This window comes from Kitasatospora sp. NPDC004240 (genome assembly GCF_053603215.1).
Genome location: NZ_JBSGFD010000001.1, coordinates 82,947 through 107,044, shown reverse-complemented (window position 1 = coordinate 107,044; position 24,098 = coordinate 82,947). Strand labels below are relative to the sequence as shown.

At 69.8% G+C, this 24,098-nt stretch carries 18 protein-coding genes; 16 read left to right on the top strand and 2 right to left on the bottom strand.

Annotated elements, in window-relative coordinates; translation table 11 throughout:
* Positions 1 to 2: 2 nt before the first annotated feature.
* Positions 3 to 8,081 carry a SpvB/TcaC N-terminal domain-containing protein gene (locus ACWEQL_RS00480; protein WP_452147892.1) on the bottom strand — a complete coding sequence of 2,693 codons (8,079 nt, stop codon included), beginning with the start codon at positions 8,079 to 8,081 and terminating at the stop codon, positions 3 to 5.
* Positions 8,082 to 9,972: 1,891 nt separating this feature from the next.
* On the opposite strand from ACWEQL_RS00480, the gene ACWEQL_RS00475 reads away from it, so the two are divergent.
* The 5 genes from ACWEQL_RS00475 (at position 9,973) to ACWEQL_RS00455 (ending at position 14,348) form a co-directional block, all read left to right on the top strand.
* Positions 9,973 to 10,860: a hypothetical protein gene (locus ACWEQL_RS00475; protein ID WP_452147891.1), complete on the top strand. Its 888-nt coding sequence runs from the start codon at positions 9,973 to 9,975 to the stop codon at positions 10,858 to 10,860.
* A 128-nt stretch (positions 10,861 to 10,988) separates the two neighbouring features.
* On the top strand, positions 10,989 to 11,627 hold the full coding sequence (locus ACWEQL_RS00470) for a TetR/AcrR family transcriptional regulator (protein WP_452147890.1): 639 nt from the start codon (positions 10,989 to 10,991) through the stop codon (positions 11,625 to 11,627).
* A 151-nt stretch (positions 11,628 to 11,778) separates the two neighbouring features.
* Positions 11,779 to 12,564, top strand: a complete 786-nt coding sequence (locus ACWEQL_RS00465) for a hypothetical protein (RefSeq protein ID WP_452147889.1) — start codon at positions 11,779 to 11,781, stop codon at positions 12,562 to 12,564.
* 120 nt (positions 12,565 to 12,684) lie between these two features.
* Complete coding sequence (locus ACWEQL_RS00460; protein WP_452147888.1) at positions 12,685 to 12,918, top strand: hypothetical protein; 234 nt, start codon at positions 12,685 to 12,687, stop codon at positions 12,916 to 12,918.
* 299 nt (positions 12,919 to 13,217) lie between these two features.
* Entirely contained in the window at positions 13,218 to 14,348 is a 1,131-nt protein-coding gene (locus ACWEQL_RS00455) for a hypothetical protein (RefSeq protein ID WP_452147887.1), read from the top strand.
* 679 nt (positions 14,349 to 15,027) lie between these two features.
* On the opposite strand, the gene ACWEQL_RS00450 is transcribed toward ACWEQL_RS00455, so the two are convergent.
* Positions 15,028 to 15,573, bottom strand: a complete 546-nt coding sequence (locus ACWEQL_RS00450; RefSeq protein WP_452147886.1) for a hypothetical protein — start codon at positions 15,571 to 15,573, stop codon at positions 15,028 to 15,030.
* 773 nt (positions 15,574 to 16,346) lie between these two features.
* On the opposite strand from ACWEQL_RS00450, the gene ACWEQL_RS00445 reads away from it, so the two are divergent.
* From ACWEQL_RS00445 to ACWEQL_RS00395, 11 genes are read left to right on the top strand one after another with little or no spacing between them, the layout of a single operon-like run.
* Positions 16,347 to 16,673 carry a hypothetical protein gene (locus ACWEQL_RS00445; protein WP_452147885.1) on the top strand — a complete coding sequence of 109 codons (327 nt, stop codon included), beginning with the start codon at positions 16,347 to 16,349 and terminating at the stop codon, positions 16,671 to 16,673.
* Positions 16,674 to 16,687: 14 nt separating this feature from the next.
* Positions 16,688 to 17,584, top strand: a complete 897-nt coding sequence (locus ACWEQL_RS00440; protein ID WP_452147884.1) for an ATP/GTP-binding protein — start codon at positions 16,688 to 16,690, stop codon at positions 17,582 to 17,584.
* A 56-nt stretch (positions 17,585 to 17,640) separates the two neighbouring features.
* Positions 17,641 to 18,324 (top strand): SAF domain-containing protein, encoded by a 684-nt coding sequence (locus tag ACWEQL_RS00435; protein WP_452147883.1) that lies wholly within the window; start codon positions 17,641 to 17,643, stop codon positions 18,322 to 18,324.
* Positions 18,324 to 19,157, top strand: a complete 834-nt coding sequence (locus tag ACWEQL_RS00430; protein WP_452147882.1) for a hypothetical protein — start codon at positions 18,324 to 18,326, stop codon at positions 19,155 to 19,157. Before ACWEQL_RS00435 ends, ACWEQL_RS00430 begins: the two co-directional genes overlap by 1 nt.
* The gene (locus tag ACWEQL_RS00425) at positions 19,150 to 20,724 is read left to right on the top strand and encodes a CpaF family protein (RefSeq protein ID WP_452147881.1); all 1,575 of its coding nucleotides are present in this window, start codon (positions 19,150 to 19,152) and stop codon (positions 20,722 to 20,724) included. The genes ACWEQL_RS00430 and ACWEQL_RS00425 overlap by 8 nt, the downstream gene beginning before the upstream one ends.
* Positions 20,721 to 21,641, top strand: a complete 921-nt coding sequence (locus ACWEQL_RS00420; RefSeq protein WP_452147880.1) for a type II secretion system F family protein — start codon at positions 20,721 to 20,723, stop codon at positions 21,639 to 21,641. The genes ACWEQL_RS00425 and ACWEQL_RS00420 overlap by 4 nt, the downstream gene beginning before the upstream one ends.
* Positions 21,638 to 22,537 carry a type II secretion system F family protein gene (locus ACWEQL_RS00415; protein ID WP_452147879.1) on the top strand — a complete coding sequence of 300 codons (900 nt, stop codon included), beginning with the start codon at positions 21,638 to 21,640 and terminating at the stop codon, positions 22,535 to 22,537. Before ACWEQL_RS00420 ends, ACWEQL_RS00415 begins: the two co-directional genes overlap by 4 nt.
* 42 nt (positions 22,538 to 22,579) lie before the next feature.
* Positions 22,580 to 22,783, top strand: coding sequence for a hypothetical protein (locus tag ACWEQL_RS00410; RefSeq protein WP_452147878.1), 204 nt, complete (start codon positions 22,580 to 22,582; stop codon positions 22,781 to 22,783).
* A 36-nt stretch (positions 22,784 to 22,819) separates the two neighbouring features.
* Positions 22,820 to 23,242, top strand: a complete 423-nt coding sequence (locus ACWEQL_RS00405; protein WP_452147877.1) for a TadE family protein — start codon at positions 22,820 to 22,822, stop codon at positions 23,240 to 23,242.
* The gene (locus ACWEQL_RS00400; protein WP_452147876.1) at positions 23,239 to 23,670 is read left to right on the top strand and encodes a TadE/TadG family type IV pilus assembly protein; all 432 of its coding nucleotides are present in this window, start codon (positions 23,239 to 23,241) and stop codon (positions 23,668 to 23,670) included. The genes ACWEQL_RS00405 and ACWEQL_RS00400 overlap by 4 nt, the downstream gene beginning before the upstream one ends.
* On the top strand, positions 23,667 to 24,098 hold the full coding sequence (locus ACWEQL_RS00395; RefSeq protein WP_452147875.1) for a TadE/TadG family type IV pilus assembly protein: 432 nt from the start codon (positions 23,667 to 23,669) through the stop codon (positions 24,096 to 24,098). The genes ACWEQL_RS00400 and ACWEQL_RS00395 overlap by 4 nt, the downstream gene beginning before the upstream one ends.

Sequence of the window (24,098 nt, the reverse complement as noted above, 5' to 3'; positions counted from 1 at the left end):
TACTAGCGCTTCTGCGGGGCGAACCAGACCCATTGCCCGGTCTTGGCAGAGGGAGTGGTACCGATGGTCAACCGGCCGTCGGGATGGATCCACACTTTGCCCGTCGGTGCCAGCACGCCCGTGCCGAGTTCGTTGGCCAGCTTCTGTGCCGGCCCGTTGGGCAGGGCACCGGACTCGCAGGCGATGAGCCGGACGGGCCCACCGGTGTAGCCTTTGGACTTCATGAAGTCCGCGACCCGCTCGGCCGGGACCTTGGCCCAGTCTTTCTTGCCGGGTCCGGTGCGGACCCAGAAGCTCTGCTGGTCTGCGTGCACGGCGATGTCGAAGCGGCCGGCCTTGGGCGTCACGTTCGCTGCCGCGTCCGTCAGCGTGGGGTCGGCCTTGCGGGTGCCGAACGTCGGCGCCATCGGCGTCGGCTCGTTGGCTCCTGGCTTGCCGGGTGTGGGCTCTTCGCCCTTGGGCTGCTGGCGGCCCTGGGGCGAGGGGGCCTTGAGGCCCATCCGCAGCAGGGTGAACGGGTCCAGCGGGTCGTAGCCCCCGGTGCCGAATGAGACGACGTCGCGTGCCACCTTGGTCAGGAGCGCCACCCGGTTGTAGCGGTCGAGGTCGAGCTGGCTGTTGGTGGGTGCGCCGTTGGTGAGGTGCTCGACGTGGCAAGCCGCACAGCCATGGCCGGCCTCCCAGATGTCGGCGTCGTTCGTGTAGTCGAGCCGCCCGGTCTGCAGGTAGCCGCGCATCGCCCGTTGCATCGCCACCGGGTTGCGGTAGAACTGGCGGGGCCCATTGGCGTGCCACCGGGGACCGGCCGAGGAATCCTCGCCGGGGTTGTCGGCGACCAGCAAGGCGGGGATCTCGTAGGCGCCCTGGTCCTGATGCGACATCACCGGAACGCCGCTGGTGGCGATGATCGCGAAGTGGGTGTTGTCGAGGGCCTGCAGGTTCTGGCCGTCGTCGGTGAAGACGTAGCCCTCGTCGGACTGGTAGAAGGTCAGGCCCGGCATCGACTTGTAGGTCCAGCCGTTGTCGAAGTTGGGATGCAGCTTGGGTTCGTAGCCGTCGGGGTCGACGAGGCGCGTGGGCGCTCCGCCGGCGTAGACGTAGAGGCTCAGCCCGCCCTGGATGCCGATTGGGTCGCAGCGGGTCCAGCGCCCCAGCCACGGCACGTAGTACCGGGCGCCGTGGTACCCGAACCCGGTCTCCTCGTCGCGCTCGACCGCGGTGTAGCGGTAGCGCTTGGGGGTCTCGGTCTGGCTCCGCACCGCGCTGTACGTGGTGCTGCCGTAAGGGGAATATTCCTCGTACGAGACGACGGCCGCGGAGTCGTCCAGCTCCAGTGACACCGAGCCGAGGTGATTGCCGTGCTGGTAGCGGATGGCGAGCCGGGGTGCCGTGTCGCCGCCAGCCGGGTTGTGCGTGCGCGTCTCCACGACCGCCAGCCGGTGGCGGCCCTCCATCACGTGCAGCGTCTCGCGCTCCAGCGTGGCGTCGGCTGCTGCCGCCGCGCCCGGGCGTTCGCGGTAGATCTCGAACCCGCCGAGGTAGATCCGCTCTTCGACGAGGGCGCCGCCGTTGCGCTCGCGCACCTTGCGGACCCGCTGGCCGGCACCGTCGTAGACGTAGGCGACGCGGCCGCCGCCGTCGAGATCGACCGTCGTGAGCTGGTCGCGGTAGTCCCACGTCATGTTCGGGCCGGGTTGTCCGCCGCCGAGGTGAGGCATCCGCGTGGTACTCCCGTGGGAGTCGTACGTGTACGCCTCGACGGCTGGCGCCGGCGCGCTCCCACCGATCGTCGTACGGGTCAGACGGTTGGACGTCTTGGCCGTGGTGCCGTTCGTGCCATCTTCGATAAGGCTGGCTTCGAGGTAGTCGTAGGTGCGCGACCAGCCCGGATCGGCCGCCGCGCTGCGGCGGTGGCGCATCTGCAGGAGGTTACCGACGGCGTCGAGCACGTAGCGCTCGACGTAGGTGCCCATCGCGTTGCCGTCGCCCGGGGCCGGCAACCGCGTGCGCCCGGCGTCGTCGAAGGAGTGCACGATCGGCGCGCCAGCCTGGCCGAGATGCTCGCGGCCGGTGGCCTCGACGAGGCGGTAGAGCGCGTCGTACACATACTCGGCGCTCGGCTCGACGCGCTGGTTGGCGAAGAACACGGTCTGCTGGGCGTCGTCGTGGACGTGCGTGACGTTGCCGACAGGGTCGAAGACGTAGTGCAGGTTCTGCACGAAGCGCCCCGGCCAGTCGGGGTCGGGCATGGCGGGGTCGTCGGCGGGGAAGTCAGCGGGGGCCCGCCGGGTGACGACGTCGACCAGGCGTGAGGTCCAGGGGTCATACCCGAACGTGGTGGTGGCCCCATTGCGATACTCGATCCGCTGGCGTTGCGCCTTGGCGTCGTAGTCGATGTTGGTGATGCCGACAGGCGACGGCGGCTCGGCCACCGCATCCAGCAGCGCAGCCGGTTCGCTCGGGCGCTCCAGCCAGACGTCGATCCGCTCCAGGAGGTTGGCCTCGTTGAAGCCGAGCTGGATCACGTTGATCGCGTTTGGGTGGTCGGGGCGGGTCAGGCTGCTGTGGGGCTCGACCGACTGCACCGGCCGGTTGAGCGCGTCGTAACGGGCAGTGCTCTCGAAGAACTCGTCGTCGAGCGCGGGGGCCTGCGACCAGTCGGGCAGGGCGCGCGGGTCGCTGACGAGCTGGCGCCGACTGGCGAGCAAATTGCCCTTGAAGTCGTAGGCCGCCGTCGGGTTGCCCTGGTCGTCGAGTCGGGCGTACGTGACGATGCCGGCCGAGTCGTGGTGGCGCCAGATAGCCATTCGCAGGTTGAGCGCTTCGGCGTTGGGGACGCTCTCGCCATACTCGAGCTTGTCGACCAGTTTCGGACCGCCGAGGGTGCGGGGGTCGGACGCGGCCGTCGTCCCGGCCACTGTCTGCTCGGTCACCCGGCGCAGCGCATCGTGGCGGAACGTGAAGTCGTGACCCCGACTGTCCCATGCCCGGATCGTCTGACCAAGTACATCGCTCAGCGTCCAGCGCTCGCCGGCGTCCATGCTCACCTGGTGCAGGCGGTTGCCGGTCATGTCGTAGTCGTGGCGGGCGACGATGCGCCCGAGCGGGTCGCCGGCCTGCTCAACCCCGTCACGGACGGCGCGCAGGTTGTCTTCGATGTCGTTGTCGACACGGCTGGTGATCGTGTCCTCCGAGCCGTCGCGCGGGTGGCCGGGGTCGACGACACGGTTGCGGGCGACGGTGAGGAAGGGCCGTCCGAGCACGTCGAGGTGGACGGTGGTGGAGGTGTCGGCGTGGGCCGCGGCTCGCTCGGCGGCGTGCTGCTCGTCGATGCCGAGCGCCCCCGCGATGCGCTGGGCGTGCCAGGTCTGCCAGCCGGGCGGCTGCTCGGCGAAGTACGCCGCGACGTAGCCGGCGATGTCGGGATCGGTGCGCGGATCGCCGGTCTGGTCGTTGCGCGCCGCACAGCAGTCGTTGGCGTCGTAGGTCGTCTGCTCCCACGGGCCGACCACCATCTTTTGGAAGTTGTGGTCGGCCAATACGGTGGCGATCGCTCGCCCGGCGGGGTCGTAGAACTGGACGGCGCTGACGCCTCGGACGACGGCGAACTCAAACTGGTGGGTAGCCGAGAAGAAGGGGTCGTACTCGCGGACCGGCCGACCCTTGTTGTTGAGGATCGTCCAGCCGTTGCCGACCCAGCGCGGCGACACGCTCGGGCCGCCCTCCGTGAGCGGCCCGGGCTCGGCCTGCGCCTTGCGCTGGATCTCGCGGCTGAAGCCGTCGGAGTAGACGAATCCGACCTGGAACCGGGCGCCCCCTGGCGGCAAAGGAGCGTTGACGTGTGTCTCGCGGGCGATGGTGGCCATGGTGGCCGGCTGCCAGCGCTGGGGGTCGTCGGGATGGGCGGCACGGGTCCGGCGGAACCGGTCGTAGTCGTAGAGGGTCCGTGTCGTGGCGTCGTGGAGGAGCCCGGGCGCCAGCGGCCGGGGGTCTGCGGCGTCGAAGAAGGCGTCGAGCGTCGGCTGGTCGACGTCGGCGACGAAGCCCGTCAGCCGGTCGCCCTCTGCAGGGGCGGGCGCGTCCTTGCCCATCACAGCCGAGCCGACCACGAGACCGAGGGCGTCGAAGGCGACGGCGGTGCGATTGCGATTGACGTCGCGGACCAGGCGGGGCTGGAGAACGCGATAGTCGTTCGCCTCCACCGTCACCTTGTTGCCGAGGGCCTGCTCGGCCTCGACCATCAGCAGATCGGCGGCGTCGAAGGTGACCACGGTGTCGCTGCCGAACGGGTCGCGGTAGCGGCGGATGAGGAAGAAGTGCTGGCGGGCGGCTGCCAGCTCAGTGGCGGCGGTGTCGGTGGGGTTGGGGGAGAAGAAGGTCTGGCCCGACGGCGACCACCAGTGGTCGTCGGGGTCGGAGCCCGGGAACACGCCGGCCGCCTTGAGCGCTTGGCTCGACCGGTAGCCGCCCTGGTCGCCCCCCTGACCGCCGAGCACGGCCGCCGGATCGGGCAACAGATCCTCGGTAGGGCCGCCAGGGCGCGGGCGTCGGAAGACGTCGGCCAGGAGGCCGGGGGTGAACACCAGGCGGTAGGACTCGCCGGGGATCGCCCGTGACTCCAGCGTGCCGAGGGGCAGCAGTGCGTCGAGGGCGTCGGCGCGGTAGACGGTGCGCGTCCGCTCGATCGGTCGGCGCCGCCGGTCGCCGGTGGCGGTGGCCTCGAACGCCACCTCGGGCGCGTCGAAGCGGTGGTGCAGGCCGCCTGCGGGATCGGCCTCGACCAGATCGGCGGGCCGGAACCGGCCCGCGGGACCGCTGGCTGCGTAGCCGGTGAGGGCGAAGGTGACGGCCTCGCAGATCAGCGGCGTGCGGTGGGTGTCGTCGCCGTCGACGCCGTTGGTGAAGCGGTTCTCCGAGTAGGTGATCAGCGTCGTGGTCTGCTTGGCCTGGTCGGCCGGATCGAGGCTGTCCAGGCCGGGATTGGCGACGAGCTGCACGTTCCCGGCGTCGTCGACGTCGCGGGTCTGGGTCCGCCGGCCGTAGGCGGCGGCGGCCTGCTTGCGGACGTTGCCGAACTGGTCTGTCTCAAGCGTGAGACGGTGCTGGATGCGCGGGTCGGCGGGGTCGCGCTCGTAGTGGTAGCTGATCGTCTCCAGCTCATGGGTGAGGAACACGGCGTGGGCGTTGGCGCCCTTGGGCTGGAGTCGGCTGATCGAGAAGTTCTGCTCAGTGACCGTGTAGGGTGTGGCCGCCCGCCGGGCCTGCTCCGTGCCGGCGCCCTGTCCGGCATCGTCGGCGTAGACCTCCTGGCGCAGCATCGACCCCCTGAGCGCCCGGCACGCCTCGCGTTCCTCGTCGAGCGACAGGCCGGCAGGCAGCACGGTGTCGGCAAGGAGGAGCGCGTCGGCCTCGCCGTCGGTGAGGCCGGGTTCGCGGAAGTACCCGCCCCGGCCGCCGCCGATCCCCGCGAAGTGGTTGCTGACCCGGTCGCGGCCGACGTACAGGCCGGTGTGGAACCACGTCTTGATGTGCACTGGGGGAACGTGCGAGGCCGCGGCGAGGTTCTCGGGAAGGGCGTCGCCGAAGGCGGCGAACTGCTCGGTGTCGAATTGCTCGACCATGCCGAAGCCGCGGAACTCGCGCTCGACGCCGTCGTAGGCGCCGTGGTGGTAGGCGTACCGGGAGACGAACTGGTTCCGGCTCACCTGGTCGAAAGTCGTGACCCGCTCCACCACGTGCACGGGGAAGGGCAGGCGGGACAGCCACGGGGTGCCCGCCGCCTTGTCGCGGAGGTAGAACGCAGTCGACGGGGCGTACTCGATCCGGGTCTGGAGGCCGAGATTGTTGTCGATGCCCGTCAGCAGGTGCGGCTTGCCACCGGCCATCAGCTCGATGTAGCGCATCGGGCGCCCGGCGGCCGCCGGCAGCGGCGACGACCACACCAGACAGGCGGTGCCGTTGCCCAGCAGGTCGACGGGGACGATGGTGGTGAGGTCGTCGGCCCGCGGGAAGCCGGTGAGCTCGTGGGGTTGGCTCCAGGCGTTGCCCAACTGGTTGAAGTAGAGCCGCACGCCCTCGTCGTGGACGTAGATCAGATCGCCGGTGCCGCTGGCGTCGATGTCGGCCACGCGGATGCGGGTGACGTCGAACTGGTCGGGATGGTCGAACCACGGCCCGCCGTCCATCGTGACCTTGGCTCCGAAGCGGCCGTAGCCGAGGTTCGGCCAGTAGGCGACGTCGCCGTTGCGGATGCGCACGATGTCGGCCAGGCCGTCGCCGGACATGTCGGCGAGGTGGATCGCGCCCGAGGCGTCGGTGAAGACCGGCCGTGGCCAGCGCTCCTCGTCGAGGGGAGGCGTTAGCCGGCGCCCTGCGGCGAAGCCAGCTTCGCCGAGGCCCTCGTGCCAGACGAATCCGTCGCCGCTGCGGGCGAGCAGATCGACGAGGCCGTCACCGGTGAGATCGACGAGCCGCAGGTCGGGATCGTCGAGGTCACCGCTCGGCGACGTCGGGAACGTACGGAAGTTCTGCCAGCCCTCGGCCTCGTCGTGCTCGTAGAAGCCGTGCGCCGGCCCGCTCAACACCACGATGTCGGGGAGGCCGTCACCGGCGAGGTCGACGATTTGGGTCGAGCTGCGGCGCAGATCGGCGTGAGGCTGGACGGCGACGGTCTCCATCGGGCCGAGGCGGGCGCGGGTCGGCGCCGTCGACAGCGGGCTGAGGTTGCGCTTGTAGAACGAGGCGTCGGCGTGCTGGGTGAGCAGGCCGGCCAGGCCCTCTCCGTGGAGGTCGGCCCACAGCGTCGTCGCGCCGTCGAGGCCGATGGGCGCATTGTCGAGGCTGGCGGGGTCGAGGTCGGTCACGGCACTGCCGACGACCGCGGTGCTGTAGGTGAACTCGACGGGGGGCATCGAGGCGCTGCGGTACCCGCTGTTGTCCCGGCGATACCCCGTCTGCGCGGCTGCGAGGAGGAAGGTGTAGACAGCGTTGGCGACGTCGGTCGGGTCCACCCGGTCCGAGTGGGTGAGGTCGGTCGAGCGCACGAGGCAGGCTCGGCCGACGTCGGGCTCGTCGGGGAAGTGGTGGAACATGAGGATCCGCCGGCAGATCCGATAGGTGCGGATGTCGAAGCCAGCCCGCGAGTTGGAGAACGGATCCGGGCGCGCCGGCCAGACGCCGGTGTCGGTCGGAGTCGGGGCGGCGGCGTCGTGCTCGCCGTAGTCGAACACCACCTCGAAGAGCCACGCGTCGCTGGCGTCGGGGGTTCCGGCGTCGGCGGGCTCCGGCCACGGCGCGTTGTCGGCAAGCACAGGGAAGTACGACGCCCGGTTGCCGTAGCGGATCGACTTGATGTAGCGCTGCGCCGAACGTGCCAGATCGGTGCGGTTGCGCTCGTGCGCCAGGGGTCGGTCGCTGCCCGTCGCGTCCTCGAAGATCCGCGCCGAGTCTTCGGCCTTGTACCGAAAGACGAGGGCGTTGCCCTTGTCGTCGTGGCTCTCGCAGATCAACCAGCTGAAGATGCGTGTCGGGTCGGCCGGGTCGGCGATACGACTCTCCGCCGTCCGGCCATACCAGCTCACGACATTGTCGGCCGAGATCGCGCGCCAGAAGACGTCGGTGGCGTCGGACGTATTCGACCAGCGCTCGATGCGGGCGAAGGCGCCCTCGATGCGCGGTCGGTAGCGCTGGACGCGGTAGCTGGTACCGGCGACCGTGCGGTTCGGCAGTGACAGCGGGGCCCACGTGCCCGGTGGCGATTCGACGAGCTCGGGCACGAGGTCCTCACCGCCGGAGAAGATGAAGACGTCGGCACCACCGCCGTCGCCGCCGGCCCCATCTCGGTAACGGGGCACGCCCTTGTCGGTGCGGCGGGTGATCGCCGGGAGCGAGAGCGTCCAGCCCAGCCCGAAGGGGCCGTTACCGGCGCCGGAGTCGTAGGACAGTGCGAGCTGCGGGCCGAAGCCGGCCCTGCCCGGGCTGGTGGCGATCGGCAGCGACATCGACCCGGTGCCGTTGACCGGGTTGGCGGCGAACTTCTCGCCGATGCTGCGCACCGCACCGCCGCCCTTGGGCAGTGTCACCACTGGCGGAACCGAGGGACTGGCCAGACCCCCGCCACCCTCACGACCGGAACCAGCACCCCGCACGCCAACATCGCCCCGAGGAGGCGTGCCTTGCTGGCCAAGCCCCGCATACCCGCCCTGCGCCCTCACGGCCCGGACCTGACGCCAGACAGCGATCGAGCGGCGGCCCGCCAGAAATGAGTCCGCAAGGGCGTGGAAGAGGTAGACGACTCGTTCACGTTGAACGTTCCCCGTGATTGTGCGGATTGGCCACCGTGTCTCTCCTGCTCAGGGAACAACTGTAAGGCGAGAACGTGCTCGGCGGTCTGCTGACTCCGCACACCCATCCTGCGTTCCATGACGTAGTCCTTAATGGCAGCGGAAAACCGAACAGTAGCTCACAAGAATCAGTGGTCAGGCTCTCCCTATCGGCGGTTACTTTCGACTTCACCTGACTTTTCTTCGCCTTGCAGGCAGCTGGCCACCTGCCTGCGCTTTCGATCTTGGATGAAACTATCCGAGATCATGATCGCGCACCCAACGGCCAGGAACCCCGCTGCCGTGTACCGAACCCCGCCCGATCCACTCCTTTGGTCGATCGCGACCAGCGCACAGACGAGGCTGGTCGATGCGCAGACAATGCAGGCGACGTGCCACAACACGGGGGAACTGTGCCACCGGGTTCCACCCGATGCGTAGTCACGGGAACGGTGAGTCGCGAACTTCGCAAAGAGAACGACGACGCAGATGGTAACAATGTTGTTCAGGAAGTCTGCCGAGAATGAATCAGGGTTCACGTTCTGCTGCCTCTTGGGAGAGATTTCGGATCAGGATGCCGGAAGCCGTTCGAAGCGCCAATGCGAAGCAAGTGAAGAGCTACAGAAATTCATCCTTGTGATGTTGCGTGCGTGAGTTTTCGTAGTGCGGACACCTGAGGGCCAGATACAAAAGAACGCGGATGGTGGCCGACCGGGGAACCTATGGACGCCTCCAAGCTGCTGGTCCACTCCACCCGAGACTGAGGGCCGCACCGACGACGAGTACGCGTACCTCCCCGTCCACGCCCATGCGACCGGCCCCGTCACCGAGGCGGCCGTGAGGGCCGGAGTCCTGCTGGAAGATCGACGAGAAATCACCAATCAGATCACCGGGCTCGGCCAGTACCAGGTCCGTCGCTGGACCTCCTGGCACTGGCACGTGACCTGCGCGATTCTCGCCCTGGCCAGGACGGCGATCCTGCGGCTGCGCTTGCGGGCAAAGCCCACAGGGCAGAACCCGGTGGGCGAAGGAAAGGCGCAAGCGACAGCAGGAAGGGGACCCTTCCCATTGATCCGGCTGACCGCCCCTGGTCTCGCCACGCTCCTCGCAGTCACCACCTTGACCACGCACGACCGCGACGCTTACCACCTCAGGCAGCACCACTGGCGAGCCCTGTACCAGCCCCGAGCGACCGTCAGCCACTTTGAGGAACCTGCATGCCAGGCCGCCACAGCGGTGGCGGGGCGTGCGGGTTCCTGCCCTACCGCCACCGGGAATCTGCAAACCTGCGCGCTACCGCGAGGTCCCGGGCCAAGCTGACCGGCGGGGAGCCGGGGGGCAGAGGGAGTCGCCCGTCGCCTCCTGCGCCTCGGTGCACCGCCGCGTTCGCCCGGACAAGACGCCCGGCAGTGGGTGAACGAGGCGCTGGACCACCTCGGAGCCCGCAAGGTTCGGCACCCGGGCAACTTTCGGTACCTCCTGCCGGTGGGCCGTTCACGGGCTGAGCGTTCCAGGACGACGATCGCCCTCGCGGCCCTTCCCCACCCAAAGAACATTGCACAACTCTATGTGTAACTGTATTTTCATGGCGCGTTCGACGTGTCCGTCGGGCCGCTGCCATGTGCTCTCCACTCCTGCCTCGGAGCCTTCTGTGACCCTGTACGGCATCCCTCCCGCCAGCATGCGCCGCACCCTCGCGCCCGAAGACGGCCGCGACCACGCCCGCGACATCGCCGCAACGGCTCGCGCCTGGTGGCTGGAGAACCGCGGCGGCGCCGGCGATCTACCCATCGCCCTGGGCGCGCTGGCCGGCCTCGCACTGGCCGCGCCGAGCCGGGCCGGGGGCCCGGACTACGGCCAGTTGCCGATCCCCCTGAACGACGAGGAACTGGTCGATGCCCTGCGCGCCGTCTGGAACTCGCTGTGGGCCTACAACCCCGCCCTGGCGGACGCCGCCACACCGCTGCACGCGTGGCTCGCCCAACCCAGTGGCGAGGACCTGCGCGGCCTGGGCGACTACACCCGCGTCCTGGTGCGCGCCGGCATGCTGGAGTTCTGCAGCGACGTGGCCCGCTGCGAGTCCGATGACCTGCTCGGTCGGCTCGTCCAGCAGATGCGCGGCTACGGCGAGCGGCAGAAGACCGGGGAGTTCTTCACCCCGGCCGGAGCCGCCGACACCACCGCCGAGGTCGCACTGCCGGATGACCTGGAGCTCGGGGCGCAATTCCTCGAACCGTGCGCGGGGACGGGCACGATGGCCCGGGCCGCCGCCGCGACCCTGCGCCTGCACGGGCGCAGCCCGGCCGACTACCGCTGGTGGCTGAACGACCTGGATCCCCTCAACTCGGCCTGCTGCGCGGTCAATGCGCAGCTGTGGCGCCTGGGGCGGGCGGTGGTGGTGTCCTGCGGCAACTCGCTGGGCGATCCGAAGCAGCTCGCGAAGACCGCCCGGGAGCGAGCCGAACGGGCGATCGCGGAGCAGCAGCAGCACCCCCTGCTGTACCCGACCCGCACCCGGCCGCCCCTGTGGCCCTTCTGAGTGTGCGGGCAACCAGCAATCAATATTGCTTACTTCTATGTGTTCATGTAGGTTGAAGGCGTTGATCCGCCACACCTTCCCCATCGGATGCGCAGCTCACACGTGGACTGCCTTGTGACTTCGGAGAGATGATGACGAACACCCTTATGGCCGCAGACGGGCGCGCTGTCGGCAAGTGCGGCCAGCGCACCCGGCGCGCCCTCCTCGACAGTTTCGCCGCCCAGCTCGATGCCTCCGGCTTCCGAGACCTGAGCGTCATCAACGTTGCCCGGTCGGCGAAGACGTCTCCGGCGAGCTTCTACCAGTACTTCAGCGGCGTCGAGGACGCACTGCACGTCCTGGCCGAGGAGGTTGCCGAGACCGCCGCCGCGCACCCCGCGCTCACCGGGACCGCTCCAGCCTGGGGCGGCTTGGACCTGTCCCCGGCCACCGACCTCGTTGAGGCGTTCTTCTGCCTGTACGCCGACCACCGGCCCGTTCTGCTCGCCGTCGATGCCAAGGCCGCTGAGGGCGACAAGCGCTTCGTGGCCGTGCGTAACCGCTTCCTGGAGGGCTTGCGAGCGCAGCTGACGCACGCCATCGCCCACGGGCGCCCTGGCTCGTCGGAGCCGGAGCGGGCAGCAACAGCCGAGCTTCTGGTGGCCATGCTCGCCGCGATGGCGGCCCAGGATCGGCACGTGGCCACCTGGCCCGCCGGTGCGGTGCCGGTGCGCGTGTTCGCCGCGCGCACCGTCCACGAGGTCGTCACGACGACGATCGCAGCCTGAGCCAGCGGGGGCGGTGCACCGGGCCTCCGGCCACCGCCCCTGTCCGCCACCACACCTGAAGAGCTGGATCAGCCATGCCCGACGTCCCCGTGAAGCAGGAGGCCGCCATCAAGCGGCTATACCTGGCAGCCCCCCAGATCTGGAGGAACCGGTGATCGCCGACGAGCTGGAGGTCTTCGACGCCGAGCTGGTCCCGCACGACCAGACCGGCGCCAACCCCACCCCTACCGCCCCGTTCCGGGACGTGCGACCCCGCCAGGTCCGGCAGGTCGGCCTCATCCGCACCGGCCCGCTTGGCGACGGAACCGTCGACTTCGAGTTCCTGGACACGTCCCGCCGCGGCCCGGAGCGACGCGAACTCGCCATCCAGCTCGGCGTCTACTTCGAACTCACCCCAGTGAGGCGGCCGCAGTGGACCGAGCACACCGTCGACACCGGCCACGAGCTGGTGGACGGCCGGCTGCGCGCGACCAGCGAGACCACCGAGCAGGTGGAAATGCGCGCCGGGTACGGGCGCACCGACTTGGAGCTGCGTGGCGATATCCAGCAGCTTGCCCGCTTCGCCGCCTTGCTGCCCGACGCCCTGGACCTGGTCGACGCCCTGTCAGCACGCTGGGCCCGGGTCTACTCCAGCCAGCTCGCCTCCCGCGACGAGGCCGAGTACCTGATGGGCCCGAAGGAGAGGCCTGCCGCTGTGCGCCACTGGCGCAGGGGCTTCGCCCACTCTTTCGCCCGGGCCACCGGGCAGAGGGCGCTGCCGGTCGCCCCGGCCCTGCCCGGCGACTTCTTGCACGGCCGGGAGGACGCTGCAGCGGCTACCGCGCTTGCCGCGCTCGGCTCGCTGTGGCTGGAGAACACCCCCAGCGTCGGCCGACCGTCCGTCACCGCCGGCCCGCACCCGGCGCTGCCCGCACGCCGACCCGCCGACGGAGGATGAACAGCCGGCGGTCTCCCATCCGCCGCACCAACGGGCGGCGATCGTTGACCGCACCCGACCGCGACCGCGATCCGGCGCCGACCGGCTGCGACACGGCCGCAGCGATCACCAGAGAGAAGGATGATGGTGAAGGGGTCGATCGGAACCGCCCGCCACCTGCACCGGCCGGGAACGTCGGGGCTGCTGTGCCGCTGGCACAACCGCGCGGCTCTGGCCACCACCGCCGCGGCCCTTGCTCGCGGCCGCGGCCTGAACGACCGGGCCACAGATGCAGAGCTCGCCAACTGCGTGGACGAGGCCAGGGGCGGCCCCTCCGGGAATCCGTCGTCGCCGGAGACCTTCGCCGCGATCTGATCGGCGCTGGCACCGCCGATCGCGCGGGGCACCCCGCTGAGCGCCGTGGCGCTGGCCCTGTTCGCGGCGCTGCCGGACCGCCCCTGCGGATCGCGGCACCGGACGCCCGGAGTTCTTCCTCGTGCCCATCGCCGCAGCCACTTGAAATTGTCTAACTCTATGAGTTAGTTTTTGGTTGCGGCCGGGCTATGGCCCCGCACCGCCACACACCCACTGCCGCGCCTGGTGGGCGGAGTTCCGCCCACCAGGCCGCCCACCGGCCCTGTCGGCAGTCGGCGGCTACCTCATGGGGGAATTCGATGAACGGACGGCATGCCCGCGCGCTCAGGAGCCGCGACATCAGCGAGGTCTTCGTCGCTCAGCTGGACCAGCGCGAGAACCAGTTGCGGAGCAACCACCACTGGGTGCTGCCCAAGCTCGACCAGATGTCCGCCGGGCGGCCGATCACCTTGCAGTACACGCCCCCGCGTGATTTGACGCCCCTCCAGCAGGCCGATGTGATCGACGTCGCCAGCCACATCGGCATCTACCGACTGTGGGCGCGGCGCGGACGCGTCACCTACGACCTGAACCAGCACCTGGCCGCCGAGCTCTACCGCTCCACATCGGAGGAGCTTCCGGGCAACCTCTTCGACCAGCTGCCCCACATCAACCCTCTGGTGGTCCTGCCGGAGCCGTGGCCCGTGCGGTACGGGAGCGTCGAGGGGCTGGTGCGCGGCTTCTACGTCTTCGGCTTCAACCAGGAGCCCGAGCAGGTGACCTACACCGACGAGGACACCGAGGGCCTGGGCCTGCTGTTCGTCATCGACCTCCTCGACCCGGAGACCTGGGAGGTCTCCGACCAGACCTACGTCCGCATGAACATCCCCACCGGCCGGGACCGCTTCACCGTCAGCGAGGCCGTCTCGTTCGCCGCCTCCCGCGCCGAGGCGGTGTGGGCCCGGCAGCAGAGCCCGCGCGCCGTCATGGCGCTGTTCGAGGACATGCTGCGCCCCGCCCTGTCGATCCTGATCTACCTGTGCTGCGACAACCGCGAGCTGGCCGAACCGCCGGTCATCGCCCCCACCCGCAAACAGCGCCGCCGGGTCGGCAGGAACCGCGACCCGTTCTTCGTCGAGGTCGGCTGGCGCATCGGCCCCCAACTGCACGCCGCCCGGCGCGCCGCCGGGCGGGTCCAGGACGGGAACGGCATCCCCTCAGGCATTGAGCAGGCCCCCCACCAGCGCTGCGGGCATTTCCGCCGCTTCCGGATCGGCAAGGGCCGCAGCGGCCAGACGACCCGCTGGGTGATGCCCTACTGGGTCCGCCTCGATCAGCTCGCCGAGGGCACCGACCCCATCACCACGGTGGTCCCCGTGGAGGAGCAGCGGCACGACCCGCTGCGAAGGCGCGGCCTGACGAGCCGCCGCATGGACCGCCAGCGCGCCTGACTGCGCTCGCGGCGGGGGCCGGTGCGATCCGGCCCCCGCCCTACCCTGCGCGCGGCAGCAGCCGCCCGTCCACATAACCCTCCGGATGAGCGCCGAAGCCCGCCCGGAACCCCGCCCCGCCTCAGCGCGCACCGGCGCTTCCCGGGCGAGGACCGACGAGACTGACCGCCGTCGAGCGCCACCTGGTCCGGGCGCTGACGCAGCAGCACGAAGAGCGACGGCGCTTCGTCAAGCCGCTGAGCAGCACCACCGGGGCCCTCCCGTTCGGGCTGCGGGCGACCTTCAACAACGGCGCGGTCGTCTGCTGCTGCGTGGCCCACGCTGCTCCCGCTGGCGCGCCCGGCCCGTTCGGCAGACTCGTCCCGTCCAAGCTCACCATCTGAGCTCCCCCTCGCGGTGCTCTCCGGCCGGTTTCGCCGGAGAGCACCGCGGCGTTTTGGCATGATCCCGGTCAGGGGCGGAGAGGCCGTCTCGGCGAGGAGGGGATGGCCATGTTCGGGGCCGAGAGACCACGGCGCAGCGGCGGTGTAGGCGATGAGGTATCCGCCTTTGGAGATCGCGTAGCCGATGCCGGCGATGGCCGCCGCAGCGGAGGATCCGTAGCCGATCGAGGACCATGGGCGGTCCGGCCAGTTGAGGGTCGCGCTCTTGCCGCACATGAAGGCCAGCTCGCAGCTGGTCACGAAGACGTAGCCGAGGTACACGAGCAGGTAGATGCGGATGGGTGCGTGGGCGGCGAAGGCCGTCGTGAACTCGATGCCGTGCGGCGTCGCCGGTGGCGGCCGGTGTCACCGGAGTCGACTTCCTCGGCGATGCGGACGGGGGCAACCTTCGGTGCGAGGCCGGACATGACACGACGCTTCCGGACGTAGTCCAGGACCGCGACCATCTCTGATGGTGGCAGCCCTTCGAGATGTCTGACCACCTCCCGGACCCCGGGGTCCTGCTCCACGAGGGACAGCACGTCGATGTCGTCCCATCCGTGGAGGAGGAAGGGGCTTGGGGTGTCGAGGATCGTGGCGAGCGCTTGAACGGTGGCGACCGTCGGGTTGTCGTCAGTACCTGATCGTAGGTTGGACAGCTGCCCGACCGATCCGCCTCGCTTGAAGCCGGGCAGCGCCCGGAACTCGCGGGACAGGAGGTGGTTCGAGGGAAGCTCACCGTCGGGGCCGCGCCGCCGGCGCAAGAGGTAGGTGAGCTTCGCGGCAAGGCTCAGAGAAGCCATCGTCGGTGCCCCGCACGACGCGGCCGCTGCCCGGGGAACCACCGTGATGAATTTTGTACCAACGTCGTCCCTGACGGATCGGCCACGTGCATTTCACCGATCACTTTAGTTGACAGTAGGCGCGACTACTGTGGATGATCGAAAGGTCACGCTTCGGCCAACTGGCCGGAACTGTGGCGCTGGTGTCCGCCCTTGGGACGGCGCCGCGTGTGCAAGGGGGGTGCTCACGTTGGGGATTGGTAGGCGATTTGGCGTATGTGATCAGCCATGCGCGCATCGCCCGTTGATGCGCTGCGGTGCACAGGTGCCCGCGCTTCCTGGCGGCTGCTTCGGCTGTCTCGCCTGCAGAAAATCAGGTGACGCCCGGCAGGGCCGCTACGTAGCCTGCCAAACCCCATCCAACTGTCTCGTTTCGATCCGGGCCGGCCTCCACCTCGACGCTGAGGCGGTGTCCACACCATCCATCGACTGACCGTGACTCAACCAGGGGTATCCCAGTGACATTCACCAGGAAGATGCGAATACGGGACGTCGGCCCGGCCCTCATGGCAACGGCCACCGCAGTCTCTCTGCTGGCGGGCTGCCAGTCCGGGGGCGGTGCCAAGGCTGCCACGCCCTCCTCCCCTTCATCATCCTCCTCCTCCCCTTCATCATCCGTCTCGGCCTCGCCCTCTGGGAACCAGACAGCCTCGCCCGAGGCTGCGGTGCTCGCGGCCTATCGGGGGATGTGGGCAGCGGAGGTGAAGGCGTTCGCCTCGGGGTCCCTCAAGGACGTGGACCTCGAGCAGTACGCCGGCGACAAGGCGCTCGCGGACATCAAGGCCAGCGCCGTCTACTACCAGGACAACAATCTGATCCTCAAGGGCGAGCCGAAGCTCACACCCAAGGTTACGGCGATTGACCTGTCCGGCACCCCGAACCGTGCAACCGTCGAGGACTGCGTCGACGCCTCGAACTTCCTGCCCGTCGACAAGACGACAGGGGCACCGGCCAAGCTCACCGGTACCAGCCAGCCCTATGTCCAGACCTCCAGCCTGCGCATCTACGCCGGACGCTGGGTCGTCATGGAGTCGACGATCAATCGGGATAAGACGTGCTGACGCATCGCGGGGTGATGGCTTCCCTGCTGCTGGCTTTGGCCGTCATGCTCGGCGCCGCTGCCGCTCCGGCACTGGCGGAGGGAGGGGTGGAGTGTCCTCCCTTGTCCCCTCACTGTGTCGTCGACGCAGGCGGTGGCGGCAGCAAGGACGGAGGAACCAACAACGGTGGGGGCAGCAACAGCGGAGGCGGAGCTGCCGCCAAGTGCTTCGCTGGCTCCAAGGAAGTTCCCTGCTACCGCGATGGGCTGGGCTGGTTCAACTCGTTCGACAGCTGCTACTACACGCTGATGGACCCCCAGCCGCCGGCCGACGATCCCGTCTGGCAGGGCCCAAGGCCGGTCTACGGGAAGGCATACCAGGTGACCTGTCCGTACTCGACCTCGCCGGGGACCAACCGCAACGGGGTGACTGTCCTCAGCACGCCTCCGCCCGGCTACGGGGGGATGGTCGCGCCGGCGGTCCTTGCGCAGCGCGCCGTAGACAGCATGCTGCTGAAGGGCGCGGACATCGGGATCGCCCCGAAGCCGGGCGCCAAGTCGCTGGTGGGGCTGCCGGTCTGGGTGTGGAACAACGTCTCGGACACCACCTGGGGCCCGAAGAGCGCTGAGGCGTCGGCCCCCGGCATCTCGGTCAAGGCGACCGCCCACGTCTCCAAGATCGTGTGGAAGTTCGGCGACGGCTCGTCCGTCACCTGCACCGGCCCCGGCAAGGCGTACGACCCTTCGTATGGGACGCAGGCGCCGGAATGCGGCCACACCTACACCAGGTCGGGCAGCTACACGATCACCGCGACGAGCACCTGGACGGTCGACTGGACGTCCACCGACGGGCAGCGCGGCCAGATCCTGACCGATCGCACGTCGACGACTTCGACCGCGATCGCCGAGGCTCAGGTCCTCAACACCCAGTGAGCGGGCTCAGACCCTCACTGTCGCAAGCCAGTTCCACTCCCTGAAGGAATGACCTGATGGCACGCAGCAGTACGCGGTCGCGCACCAGCGCGGCCGAGGACACCAAGCAGCGGCCGGTGGCGGCCCTGCCGATCACGGAGAGCGCGCCCCGGCGCAGTCGGCGCCCCGCGTTCGTCGCGATCGGTGTGGCGCTGGCGGCGGTAGGCGGTCTGGGCGCGGCGTACGCGGTGAACCAGGCCGGCGAGCGGGTGTCCGTCATTGCGGTGAAGGAGGACATTCCCGAGGGGAAGGTGATCACCTCGGCGGACCTGGTCGCGGCCGAGGTCGTCGCCGACCCGGCGCTGCACCCCGTTCCTGTGACCCGCAGCCACGACATTCTGGGCAAGGTCGCGGCAGCCGATCTGCCGGCCGGCACGCTGGTGACGGACAAGTCGGTGCGCGGGGGGCAGCCGATCACGAAGGGTAAGGACACGGTCGGTGTTCTCGCGAAGGCGGGTCAGCTCCCGGCCGGGAACCTGCAGTCGGGTGACGCGGTGACGGTGGTGGCGACCCCGCGCCAGGACGACGACAAGCCCGCGACCCAGCCGGCGACGATCGCGGCCGTGGTCGTGCGGATCGGCGACGCGGACACCAACGGTGCCCGCGTCGTGGACCTGGCCGTCTCCCCCGTCGACAGCCCCGCTCTGGCGTCCTGGGCCTCGACTGGGCGGGTCGCGATCGTGCTGAAGGCCAAGAACTGATGGCGTTCATCACCCTCGTGTCAGCGAAGAGCTCCGGGGTGACCTGCTCGGCGCTTGCCCTCGCGCTGGCCGCGCCCAAGCGGACGCTGCTCGCCGAGTGCGACCCGGCCGGCGGCAGCATCCGCACCGGCTACTTGCAGGGCCGCGGCACCACCGCGTCCATCGGTCTGCACCGTCTGGCGGCCGCGGACCGCACCGGCACGCTCCCGGACGTGTTCGAGCAGCACCTGGTGTCGTTCGACGAGGCGGGGCACCGGCTTCTCCTGCCCGGCCTGACCGATCCCGCGCAGGCCTCGTCCCTGACCGGCACCTGGGATGCGCTGCACCGGCTCATGCGGGTGATGGAGGAGGACGCCTTCGATGTGATCGTCGACGCGGGCCGCGTCGTGGTCGAGTCGTCGTCGCGTCTGAGTGCCGTCAACTCGCCTGCGGTGCTGGTGCGCCGGGCCGACATGGTGCTGCTGGTGGTTCGCGGGACGGCGCCGTCGCTGACGGCAGCCGCGCCTGTAGTGAAGACGCTGCGGGAGGACCTGGACCGTCACGGAACGGGTTCGGGTGCCCTGGGACTGCTGCTCATCGAGGACGGGCCCTACAAGGCCTCCGAGATCAGTGCGCAGCTGGGTGTGCCGGTCGTCGCCGCGCTGCCGTTCGACCTGGACACCGCCGATGCGCTCACGGTCGGCGGGAAGGTGCGCGGCCGTTTCGCGATGACGTCGCTGATGCGGGCGGCCCGCAGCGCCCACGAGCCGATCACCGTGGCCGCGACCGGTCGCCGTGCCCAGCTCGCCCCCCGGCCGTCGTTCGTCCCCACCGAGGAGGTTTCGCATGTCTGACACGCTCGCTCCGAGCCAGGCTGGCGGTGGCACGCCCTCGCGGACCTCGCGCTTCAAGCTGGCCCTGCAGGAGGGGTCGGGTCCGGTGTGGCCACTGCAGGCCCCGGGCGACGCCGGTCCGGTGCCTGCAGTGGCCGCTCGCTCGGTTTCGCCGGCTGCCGTCTCGGTGCCGTCCGCCTCCGATCCGGCGTCCGGTGTCCTGCCCGTGGACTACGCCCGGATCGTCGAGCTGCGGCAGCAGGTCGCGGATCTCCTTGCCCAGGAGACCGCTACCACGCCCGGTCTCTCCGCGGATGACCGGATGCAGCGCGGGCAGAGTCTGGTGAACCAGGTCGTCGGCACGTGGGCGACCGGTCATGCGGCTGCGCAGGGGGCGCTCAGCCGTGAGGACGAGCACGCCATCCGGAGGGCGGTGTTCGACGAGCTCTTCCAGGCTGGCCGGCTGCAGCCGCTGCTGGACGACGCGGGCGTGGAGAACATCACCATCAGCGGCTTCGACCGGGTCCGTGTCGACTACGTTGACCGGCCCTCGCGGAGTGTCGCCCGGATCGCCGAGTCCGATGCCGCGCTGATCGAGCTGATCAACCAGCTCGTGCGCACCCAGGGGCAGGGCGAGAGGTCGCTCACGCCCGCGACCCCGATGCTGAACACCCGTCTGGGCGACGGATCCCGTCTGGCGGCCACCGCCTGGGTGACCCCTCAGCCGGAGGTCGTGATCCGCCGGCACCGCACGCGTTCGCAGGGCCTGGAGGATCTGAAGAACTGGGGCACGATCGACGCCGTCCTGGTGGAGTTCTTGAAGGCCACGGTCGTGGCGCGGAAGAACATCATCGTCGTCGGCTCGCAGGGCGTCGGCAAGACGTCCCTTATGCGCGCCATGGCGGCGGAGATCCCGTCGACGGAGCGCGTAGGCACGCTGGAGAGCGAGTACGAGCTGTGGCTGCACGAGGACCCGAACGGCCCGACCGTCGTGGCTCTCGAGGGGCGTGAAGGCAACGGCGAGCGCGGCCCGGACGGCCGCGCGGTCGGCGAGATCACCCTGTCCGAACTCTTCGCCCAGTCCCTGCGTATGAGCCTTCGCCGGGTCATCGTCGGCGAGGTCCGCGGGCGCGAGGTCCTGCCGATGCTCCACGCCATGAATGAAGGCGAAGGCGGGAGCATGTGCACGCTTCACGCCCGCTCGGCCGAGATGGCCATCGAGCGTCTGGTGATGCTCGCCATGGAGGCGGGCACCGGCATGACCGACGCGCTGGCGTACCGGCTGATCGCCAACGCCGTGGACTTCATCGTCTATGTCAGGCTCGTCGACGAGACGGCGATCGGCGGCAAGAAGCACCGGTTCGTCTCCGACATCGTCGAGCTGACCGGTGTCGGCGAGCAGGGCCGCCCGTCCCGGCAGGCCGTGTTCGGCCCGCGAGAGGAGGCCGGCCGGCGCGAGCCGCGGGCCGTGCCGCTCATGCCGCCGCAGTGCCTGGCGGACCTGGAGCGTGCGGGCTTCGACCGCCGGCTCCTTCAGCAGCCCTGGGGCGCCTGGGAGAAGCCGCTCAAGGCGGTGACCAAGCTGTGAACCTGAACCCCACTGCCATCGTCGCCGCGCTGGCCGGCGCCGTCGCCGTCGGCGGCCTCTGCCTCACCGTCGCCGGCGTCGTCGGGACGAGCGCCCCCGCCCCGGCGCGCCCTGCGGGCCGTCTGGAGCGCAAGTTCCGCGCCGGCGGCCTCTCCGGCGCGGGGCCCTCGAGCGGCCTGGCGAACCAGCGGACGCTGGCACTCGCCGCGGTCGTCATCGCCCTGATCGTGTGGCTGTTCACCTCCTGGCTGATGGGCGGTCTGCTGACCGGCCTCGCCGTGTTCGGACTGCCGTGGATCCTTCAGCCCGGACGGGGCAGCAAGGCACAGATCCGGCGGTTGGAGGCCCTGGAGGAGTGGGTGAGGCGTCTGAGCGACATCCACACCGCAGGCATCTCCCTCGAGCAGGCCGTGGCCAGCAGTGTCCGCAGCGCTCCCAAGCTCATCACACCAGAGGTCACCCGGCTGGCGTCCCGTCTCGCGGCGGGATGGCGCGCCGAGATCGCCTACCGGGCGTTCGCGGACGAGATGAACGACGCGGCCGCCGACAGCGTTGCCGCCCCACTGATCCTGCACGTCAAGGACCGCGGCGCAGGACTCAGCAACGCACTCAAGGCCCTGTCCGCCCAGGTCGGCGAGGAGGTCCTGATGCGGCGCAAGGTCGAGGCGGAACGCGAGAAGCCGCGGACGAACATGCGCTGGGTCAGCCTCTTCTGCCTCGCTGTCTTCGCCCTCGCGATGCTCTCCGGCGCGTACGTGGAGCCGTACAGCAGCCTCACGGGCCAGATCGTACTCACCCTTCTGGCCGCAGGATTCATCGGCGTCATGGTGTGGATGCGCCGTATGGCGATCGCGGAGCCCGCGCCGAGGTTCCTCGCACCCGCCACCGACCGTCCCGACGCAGGGGAGGCGCCGTGATCACCTCCGCACCCGCGATCATCGCCGGCGTGACCCTCGGCGTCGGTGTGGCCGTGGCCATCGCCGGGCTGAGCCGCTCCCGAGCTGATCTCGGCGACCTCCTCCACCGCAACGACGCCAGCCGTCTGGAGAACCTCGAGCCGCGTGCCGCGCGGGCCGCGGACTCCTTCCTGGACGTGTTCGGTGCCCGCCTGCTGGCGCAGGTCGGCGAGGGCTTCGTCCGCCTGCCGCGCCAGGAACTCGATCTGCTCGGGCGCAGCCCGGCCCAGCACGTCGGGCAGAAGATCGGCTACGCGATCATCGGCCTGATGTTCCCGCCGCTGGCGATCGCCGTGCTCTCGCTCGTCGGCGTGTCCCTCCCGTTCACTGTGCCCGCGCTCGCGGGCCTGGTGATGGGCGTGCTGCTCTGGCTCCTGCCGGACATCAACGTCAAGGACGAGGCGGAGAAGGCACGCAAGGAATTCCGGTACGCCATCGCGTCCTACCTGGAGCTGGTGTGTCTGGAACGCGCGGCCGACGCCGGGCCGAGCGAGGCCCTGCGCAAGGCGGCCGACGTCGGCGACGGCTGGGTCTTCGGCCGGGTGCGTGACGCGTTGACCCGCGCGGAGCTCGCCGGCATCCCGCCGTGGGACGGCCTCAAGCAGTTGTCCGAGGAGCTCGGCGTTCCCGAGCTCGGGGCACCGGCCGACATCATGGCGCTCGCCGGTGAGCAGGGTGCGGCCGTGTACTCCACGCTGGCCGCCCAGGCGAAGAGCCTGCGCGGGGTTCTGCTGACGGACGCTCAGGCAGAGGCGAACGCGGTGTCGGAAAAGATGATCGTCCCCGTCAGCGCCCTCGTGATCCTCATGTCCATCTTCGTCGCGTACCCCGCAATCATGCGGATTGTGGCGAGCTGACTACTCATCACTGTTTCAACCGAACTGGAAGGTACACCGCAGATGTTCAGCACCGACCCGATTGTCCTGTCTCTCGTCGCCATGGTCCGCCTCCAGGCGGAGCGCCTGCGCGAGCTGAAGAAGAGCGAGCGCGGTGGCCTGTCCATCGAGGCCGCCATCCTCGTCGGCGGTCTCGTCGTCGGCGCGATAGCCCTGGGCGTCTTCCTCGCCGGGAAGCTGACCGAGAAGACCGGCCAGATCAAGTAGCCCAAGCCGAAACGTTTCTTCAACCAGGAGGGAGCGATGTTCTCCATGCCTCGCCCGGTCTCCTGGGCACGCCGTCGGCTGACCCTCGCCTGCTCCAGGGACAGCGGTGCGCTGTCCCTGGAGCTTGCGATCGTGTTCCCGGCCGTGATGCTCATGATCTTCACGATCATCCAGGCGGGCCTGTGGTACCACGCCCGCAACGTCGCCCTGTCCGCCGCCCAGAGGGGCGTCGAGCGTGCCCGCGTGCAGGGAGCGGGCCTGAGCGACGGGACAGCCGTCACCAACAGCTTCCTGGACCGGGCCGGCGCCAGCATCAGCGGGCGCAGCGTGACCGGCAGCGACGGCAACACCGTGACCATCACCGTCAGAGGCCAGGTCAACACATGGATCCCCGGACTGAGCATTCCCGTCAACCAGCACGCGAGCGCCGCCCGGGAACGTCTGACGGGAGCGCCGTGAAGAGCCTTTCACCGCACGGCGACCGGGGCAGCCTGAGCCTGGAGACAGCGATCCTGGCTCCGCTGCTGTTCGGCTTCCTCGTTCTGGTCATCGCCGCCGGCCGGGTGCACATCGCCGACAACACCGTCGACGCCGCCGCGCGCAACGCCGCCCGTGCCGCGTCGCTTGAGCGCAGCGGGTCCGCCGCCCAGCAGGCCGGCAGCCGCGTCGCACAGCAGACCATGAAGGACCAGGGACTGCGCTGCTCCTCGGTCGACGTGAGTGTGCCCACCGGCGGCTTCAACGCCGCCATCGGCCAGACCGCGAGTGTGACCGTCACGGTCACCTGCCAGGTCGACCTGTCCGATCTGGCGCTGCCCGGCCTGCCCGGCAGCAAGCGGATCACGTCCCACTTCACCAGCGCGATCGACTCGTACCGAGGAAGATGATGACCGGCGCCCTCACCCGCCTCAAGCACCGCGCACCCCGGGGAGACGAGCGCGGTGCCATCTCGCTGTTCGTCGCCGTCGCCGCGGCCAGCCTCATCCTGATCGTCGGACTGGTCGTGGACGGGGGCGGCAAGCTGCGTGCCCTCAACCATGCCGAGGCGTCCGCGCAGGAGGCTGCGAGGACCGGGGCGCAGGCCGTCAACGCCGGCATGGCGATCTCCGGCGGGGGCATCCGGCTCGACAAGAACGCCGCCCAGGCCGCCGCCTCCAAGTACCTGTCCCAGGCGGGGGTGAGTGGCACGGTGGGCTGGGCAGACGACCGCACCATCGTCGTGTCCGTCACCGAGCACTACTCCCCGGTGTTCCTTCCCGGCTCCTGGAGTGTCACCGGGCACGGCCAGGCCAAGCTGATCGTCCAGGGAGGCTGA